The organism is Nonomuraea longispora (genome assembly GCF_004348345.1).
In the GTDB taxonomy this organism is placed as follows: Bacteria; Actinomycetota; Actinomycetes; order Streptosporangiales; family Streptosporangiaceae; genus Nonomuraea; species Nonomuraea longispora.
This window is the reverse complement of record NZ_SMJZ01000010.1, coordinates 75,284-81,363: the sequence shown is the minus strand read 5'-3', so window position 1 is coordinate 81,363 and position 6,080 is coordinate 75,284. Positions and strand designations below refer to the sequence as shown.

Below are 6,080 nucleotides of genomic sequence, written 5' to 3'. Positions count from 1 at the left end.
GGTTCCGGGCCGAGGGCCGGGGGGGAGGCTGGGCGGCTGTCCCAGCGTCGCCGCGGCGCACTGCGCCGGGCAGGGCTGCTGTCGACCGGTCTGCTCGTCTCGCTGGTGGCCGTGGGGGCCGGGGCTGTCGCGGTGCTCAAGCCGTACATCAGTCCAGACGACTTCGAGGGGCCGGGCAGCGGCTCGGTGACCGTGCGCATCGCGCCCGGGTCGAGCGCGGCGGCCATCGGCTCGACGCTGGCCGACGCCGGCGTGGTGGCCAGCGCGCGGTCGTTCGTGAAGGTGTCGGAGGACCGCGCGGTGACCGGGCGGCTCCGTCCAGGCCACTACCGCATGCGCAAGGGCATGGCGGCAGGCGCGGCGCTCGACCTGCTGCTCGCGCCCTCGTCCCGGATCGTCAAGCGGGTCACGGTGCCCGAGGGCCTGCGGGCGGCCGAGGTGCTGGCGCGGGTCGCCCGGCTGACCGGGCTGCCGCTCAAAGAACTCCAGGGCGTCGACAAGGCCCTTGTGGGGCTGCCGGACTACGCGCCGGGGATCGAGGGGTTCCTGTTCCCCGCGACGTACGAGGTGGAGCCGGGCGACACGGCGGTCGACGTGCTGGCGGCGATGGTCGATCGCTTCCGCGCCGCGGCCCGTCACGTCGGCCTGGCGGCCGAGGCTGCCAGGGTGAACCTGACACCGCTGGAGGCGGTCACGGTGGCGAGCCTGATCCAGGCCGAGGGCGGCACCGACGCCGACTACCCCAAGATCGCCAGAGTGATCTACAACCGCCTGGCGAAGGGCACGCCGCTGGAGATCGACAGCACCGTTCTGTATGCCCAGAACCGCCGGACGCTGAAGGTTACAGAGAGCGACACCAAAGTCGCTTCTCCCTACAACACCTATCGCCACAAAGGGCTGCCGCCCGGTCCTATCGCCAATCCCGGGGAGAAGGCGCTGATGGCGGCGTTGCACCCGGCAGAAGGCGATTGGCACTGGTTTGTCACCACTGATCCGGCGCATAGAATCACCAAATTCACCAACAAAGAGAGCGAGTTCGTGAGATACCGGGAAGAGTTGAACAAGAACCTCGGGACGAGCTGATGTTCGGTGGACCCCCCGCTATCACTGCGCAAAAGCCCCAAAACAGGGCATGCGTCCTCTTCCCGTCCTTTAGCATGGCTACCCAGTGTGATCTCCGCTGGTCGTCGCAGCACGTCCGGCGGGCCCCCCAGTTCCGCCCGGTGACCCCAGCCGGTTGGGCAGTTCCGCTTGACGCCTGGCCGGGCGTACCGGGAGATTGGCCAGCGAACCCATGAGCGATCTCGATCTCAACTCCTTGCTCGGCGCCGATGACGACGAAGGTCCTGCCCGGCGCCGCGGCCGCGGTGGCAGCAGGCGTGGCAGCGGCCGCAGACGGCGCAGGCGCCGCAACCGCGGCCGGTTCATCGCACCGCTGCTGGCCTTCGTGGTGCTGGCCGGCATCATCGGCGGTGGCGGCTACTACGGCTACATGTGGCTCAACGACGCGCTCGTGCCCGACGACTACACCGGCCAGGGGACCGGCGAGGTCGTCATCGAGATCCAGAGCGGTCAGAGCGCCTCCGACGTGGCGGTGGAGCTGGAGCGCAAGGGCGTCGTGGCCAGCGTCAGGGCGTTCACCAACGCGATCGCCAACGCCGGTGCGAGCGCCTCGCTGCAACCGGGGTCGTACAAACTGCGCAAGGGCATGTCGGCAGAGAGCGCCGTGGCGCTGCTCGACCCGGACAAACGGCAGCGCGAAAGGGTGACGATCAAGGAAGGTCTGCGGCTGTCCGACACCCTTACCACGCTCGCCGAGGAGACCGGACTGCCGCTCAATGAGTTCAAGGCCGCGGCCAAGGACGTCGAGGGCCTGGACCTGCCTTCCTACGCCAAGGGCAAGCTGGAGGGCTACGCCTTCCCCGCCACGTTCGAGGTGCAGCCGAAGACCACGCCCCAGCAGATCCTCGCGGCCATGGTCGACCGCTACAAGAAGACCGCCAAGTCGGTCGAGCTCGAGGACGGAGCGAAGGACCTCGGGCACACGCCGCACGAGATCGTCATCATCGCGAGCATCATCCAGGCCGAGGCGGGCCGGTACGAGGACATGCCGAAGATCGCCCGCGTCATCTACAACCGGCTCGAACGCGAGCCGCCGATGAAGCTGGCGATGGACAGCACGGTGATGTACGCGCTCAACAAGTACCGCACCGCCGCCACCTTCGCCGAGACGAAGATCAAGAACAAGTACAACACCTACCGGTACGAAGGCCTGCCGCCGGGCCCTATCGCCAATCCCGGCGACCACGCCATCGAGGCGGCACTCAACCCGGCGAAGGGCGACTGGCTCTATTTCGTCGCCACCGACCCGAAGAGCAAGGTCACCAAGTTCGCCACCACGGAGGCCGAGCGGCAGGCGCTGCTGGCCGAATACCGCGCCAACGGCGGCTGACCCGGCACGCGGGCCGTCCGTCCCCCGGCGCGGACGGACGGCCCGCGAGGTGGCGATAGGGTCCTTACCTGTCTGAAGGAGTGTGGATGCGGGCTGCGGTGCTGGGGTCTCCCATCGGTCATTCGCTCTCGCCCTACCTGCACCGGGCGGCCTACCAGGCGATGGGGCTCGACGGGTGGAGTTATGAGGCGTTCGAGTGCGACGAGGCGCGGCTGCCGGGGCTGCTGGCGGAGCTGATGCCGGTGCGCGGCCGCGAGCCCGGTGACGGTGACGCCTGGGCGGGGCTGTCGCTGACCATGCCGCTCAAGCGGGCCGTGCTGCCGCTGCTCGACACGGTGTCCGAGGTGGCCGTCGAGGTCGGGGGCGCCAACACCGTGGTGTTCCGCGACGGCCTCCGGCACGGCGACAACACCGACGTCCACGGCATCAAGCAGGCGCTGGCCGAGGCCGGGGTGCCCGCGCCCGGCTCGGCGACCGTGCTCGGCGGAGGGGCCACGGCGGCCTCCGCGCTCGCGGCGCTGCGCGACCTCGGGCTGTTCCAGGCGACGCTGCTGGTGCGCGACCCCGCGCGGGCGGGGGAGACGGCGCAGGTCGCCGAACGGCTGGGCGTGTCCTTGGCGGTGGAGACGTTCGACAAGCTTGAGGCGGCGACGCGGGTGGACCTGGTGGTGTCCACACTGCCCGGCGGCGCCGCCGACGCCTTCGCCGACCGGCTGGCGCGGGTGCCCGCGCTGTTCGACGTGGTCTACTCGCCCTGGCCGACGCGGGCCGCGGCCGCAGTCAAGGAGGCGGGCGGCACCGTGGTCGGCGGGTTCGCGATGCTGCTGCACCAGGCGGTGCGGCAGGTGGAGCTGATGACCGGCAGGACGGACGTTCCGGTGGAGGCGATGCGCGCGGCAGGGGAGGCCGAACTCCTCAGACGGTCGTAGCCGTCACGACAGGTGGGGCGCGGCATCGCCCGGAATCGGGGCACGAAGCCGGACCGGTCAGGCACCCGGTCACGAGGCTGTCGTGGTCGTATGGCCATTGCTGGGTAGATGTTTACCGGCAGGCGATGGCCGGCCGGGATGATTCTGGGAGCCGCCGTGGTTGTGGTAATGTAGCTCTCTGATCGGTCCGGCATGCCTTGCTGGACGCGCAAGCGGAGGTCTCCCTCCCACCTGAGTCACCGAAAGGCGGCCGGGTCCAGGATCACGCCGGACTACTCCGGGGAGCTCGCAGGCCACGACGCCACAGAGCTCAGTGGCCCCGCATGCGCGACGTGCGGGGCTTTTCGCGTTCGCCGCGAGCGCGAGGGGCTCCCGGCACGACGAGCACGTAGGGATCGCAAACCTAGGAGGCCCCATCAGCACTGAGCCCCGCATCAACGAGCGTATCCGAGTTCCCGAGGTGCGCCTCGTGGGCCCGAACGGCGAGCAGGTAGGCATCGTCTCGATTCACGATGCGCTGAAGCTCGCCCAGGAAGCCGACCTCGACCTCGTCGAGGTCGCGGCAACGGCTCGACCGCCCGTGTGCAAGCTCATGGACTACGGCAAGTTCAAGTACGAGTCCGCGATGAAGGCGCGCGAGGCGCGCAAGAATCAGGCGCACACGATCATCAAGGAGATCAAGCTCCGGCCGAAGATCGACCCGCACGACTACGAGACCAAGAAGGGTCACGTGGTGCGGTTCCTCAAGGCGGGAGACAAGGTCAAAGTCACGATCATGTTCCGGGGGCGCGAGCAGTCCCGGCCGGAGCTCGGCTTCCGGCTGCTGCAGCGGCTGGCGGACGACGTCCAGGAGCTCGGCTTCGTGGAGTCCCACGCCAAGCAGGACGGCCGTAACATGATCATGGTGATCGGTCCGCACAAGAAGAAGGCCGAGGCCAAGGCCGAAAAGGCCGCAGCCAAGGCACAGCGTGGCGGCGAGGAGCCTTCCATACAGGAAGCGTGACCCGCAGTTGGGGTTAGCCTTACAACGCGACCCCAGCCAAGCCACCGGCAGACGAAGACGCCGCGACCGGGTCGGCCAGCACCGGCCCGGCCAGCGGCACGACCGAAACGAGGAGAGACGGCGACATGCCGAAGATGAAGACGCACAGCGGTGCGAAGAAGCGGTTCCGGCTCACCGGCACCGGCAAGATCAAGCGTCGCCGTGCCAATCGCGCGCACTACAACGAGTGGAAGTCGTCCACGTTGACGCGCCGTCTCAAGAACGAGGTCGTCCTTTCCGACGCCGACAACAAGAAGATCAAGAAGCTGCTCGCCAAGTAGCGCGAACCCCCGGGGAGAAGAATCATGGCACGCGTGAAGCGGGCGCTCAACGCCAAGAAGAAGCGCAAGGTCGTCCTCGAGAGGGCGAGCGGTTACCGTGGCCAGCGGTCGCGTCTCTACCGCAAGGCCAAGGAGCAGATGCTCCATTCGATGACGTACGCCTACCGGGACCGCAAGGACCGCAAGGGTGCGTTCCGCCGTCTGTGGATTCAGCGGATCAACGCCGCCGCCCGCCAGAACGGCCTGACCTACAACCGCCTCATCCAGGGTCTGCGCCTGGCCAACATCGAGGTCGACCGCAAGATCCTCGCCGACCTCGCGGTCAACGACAGCCAGACCTTCGCCACGCTCGTGGAGGCCGCCAAGAAGGCGCTCCCGGCCGACGTGAACGCTCCGGCCGCGGGCTGAGGCGGTTGCTTGAACGAGGGCCCACCGATGACGGTGGGCCCTTTGCTGTAGCCGGCCACGTCACGCGTCGGCGTGACCGCGGCGCGCTGTGGCAGGCGGTCCATCGGATGCGGGCAAGGGGCGTGGGGAAGCATGGCGGGGTCCGAGCTGACCAATGTACGGTCGCCGAGGGTCAAAGCGGCCAGGCGGCTCACCAAACGGGCCTTCAGGGAGCAGGACCGTAGGTTCCTGGCCGAAGGGCCGCAGGCCGTACGCGAGGCGCTCAAGCTCGACGGCGTGCCCATCGAGCTGTTCAGCACGGCCGAGGCCGAGTTGCGCCACCCCGAACTGATCACCGAGGCCACCCTCAAGGGCGTCCCCGTGCACCGGGCCAGCGGTGAGGTCATGTCCGAGCTCTCCCAGACCATGACCCCGCAGGGCCTGGTGGCGGTCTGCGGGCTGGTGCACGTCCCTCTGGAGCAGGCGCTGGAGGGTACGCCGCGCCTGGTCGCGCTGCTCGCGCACGTGCGCGACCCGGGCAACGCCGGCACCGTCATGCGCGCGGCCGACGCCGCGGGAGCCGACACGGTGATCTTCACCGACGCCTCCGTCGACCCGTACAACGGCAAGTGCGTACGCGCCAGCGCGGGCAGTCTTTTCCATCTTCCCGTCGTCATCGGTGCACCGGTCGGCGCCGCCGTGCGTCATCTCAAGGAGCGGGGGCTGCGCGTGCTGGCGGCCGACGGCACGGGCAAGCACACGCTCGACGACGTCGACCTGTCCGGCCCCACCGCGTGGATCTTCGGCAACGAGGCCTGGGGTCTGCCGGAGGACGTCCTCGCCGAGGCGGACGACGTGGTGCGCGTGCCCATCTACGGACAGGCTGAAAGTCTCAACCTGGCCACCGCGGCGGCGGTGTGCCTTTACTCTTCCGCCAGGGCTCAGCGAGTGCCCTAGGCGGCGGGAAACCCGCTATTGTCGGCGATGTA

7 protein-coding genes are annotated in these 6,080 nt (G+C 68.9%); all 7 read left to right on the top strand.

What is annotated here, in order from left to right; genetic code table 11:
- Positions 1-1,083: endolytic transglycosylase MltG (mltG, locus tag E1267_RS04960; protein WP_132330215.1), on the top strand; the 1,083-nt coding region annotated here is incomplete at its 5' end.
- Between the two features lie 211 nt (positions 1,084-1,294).
- Positions 1,295-2,452 (top strand): endolytic transglycosylase MltG, encoded by a 1,158-nt coding sequence (mltG, locus tag E1267_RS04955; protein ID WP_132330213.1) that lies wholly within the window; start codon positions 1,295-1,297, stop codon positions 2,450-2,452.
- Positions 2,453-2,538: 86 nt separating this feature from the next.
- The gene (locus tag E1267_RS04950; RefSeq protein WP_132330211.1) at positions 2,539-3,381 is read left to right on the top strand and encodes a shikimate dehydrogenase; all 843 of its coding nucleotides are present in this window, start codon (positions 2,539-2,541) and stop codon (positions 3,379-3,381) included.
- Between the two features lie 394 nt (positions 3,382-3,775).
- Positions 3,776-4,384 (top strand): translation initiation factor IF-3, encoded by a 609-nt coding sequence (gene infC, locus E1267_RS04945; RefSeq protein WP_132330228.1) that lies wholly within the window; start codon positions 3,776-3,778, stop codon positions 4,382-4,384.
- A gap of 125 nt (positions 4,385-4,509) precedes the next feature.
- A complete protein-coding gene (gene rpmI / locus E1267_RS04940; protein ID WP_132330209.1) occupies positions 4,510-4,704 on the top strand; it encodes a 50S ribosomal protein L35 in 195 nt (64 codons plus the stop codon).
- Between the two features lie 24 nt (positions 4,705-4,728).
- Entirely contained in the window at positions 4,729-5,112 is a 384-nt protein-coding gene (rplT, locus tag E1267_RS04935) for a 50S ribosomal protein L20 (protein WP_132330207.1), read from the top strand.
- Positions 5,113-5,244: 132 nt separating this feature from the next.
- Positions 5,245-6,048 (top strand): TrmH family RNA methyltransferase, encoded by an 804-nt coding sequence (locus E1267_RS04930; RefSeq protein WP_132330204.1) that lies wholly within the window; start codon positions 5,245-5,247, stop codon positions 6,046-6,048.
- The last annotated feature ends 32 nt before the right edge of the window (positions 6,049-6,080 follow it).

What these genes read in the sequence shown, in the direction of transcription:
- mltG (WP_132330213.1), top strand. Translation starts at nt 1,295, where the DNA reads ATGAGCGATCTCGATCTCAACTCCTTGCTCGGCGCCGATGACGACGAA.
- E1267_RS04950 (WP_132330211.1), top strand. Translation starts at nt 2,539, where the DNA reads ATGCGGGCTGCGGTGCTGGGGTCTCCCATCGGTCATTCGCTCTCGCCC.
- rpmI (WP_132330209.1), top strand. Translation starts at nt 4,510, where the DNA reads ATGCCGAAGATGAAGACGCACAGCGGTGCGAAGAAGCGGTTCCGGCTC.
- rplT (WP_132330207.1), top strand. Translation starts at nt 4,729, where the DNA reads ATGGCACGCGTGAAGCGGGCGCTCAACGCCAAGAAGAAGCGCAAGGTC.
- E1267_RS04930 (WP_132330204.1), top strand. Translation starts at nt 5,245, where the DNA reads ATGGCGGGGTCCGAGCTGACCAATGTACGGTCGCCGAGGGTCAAAGCG.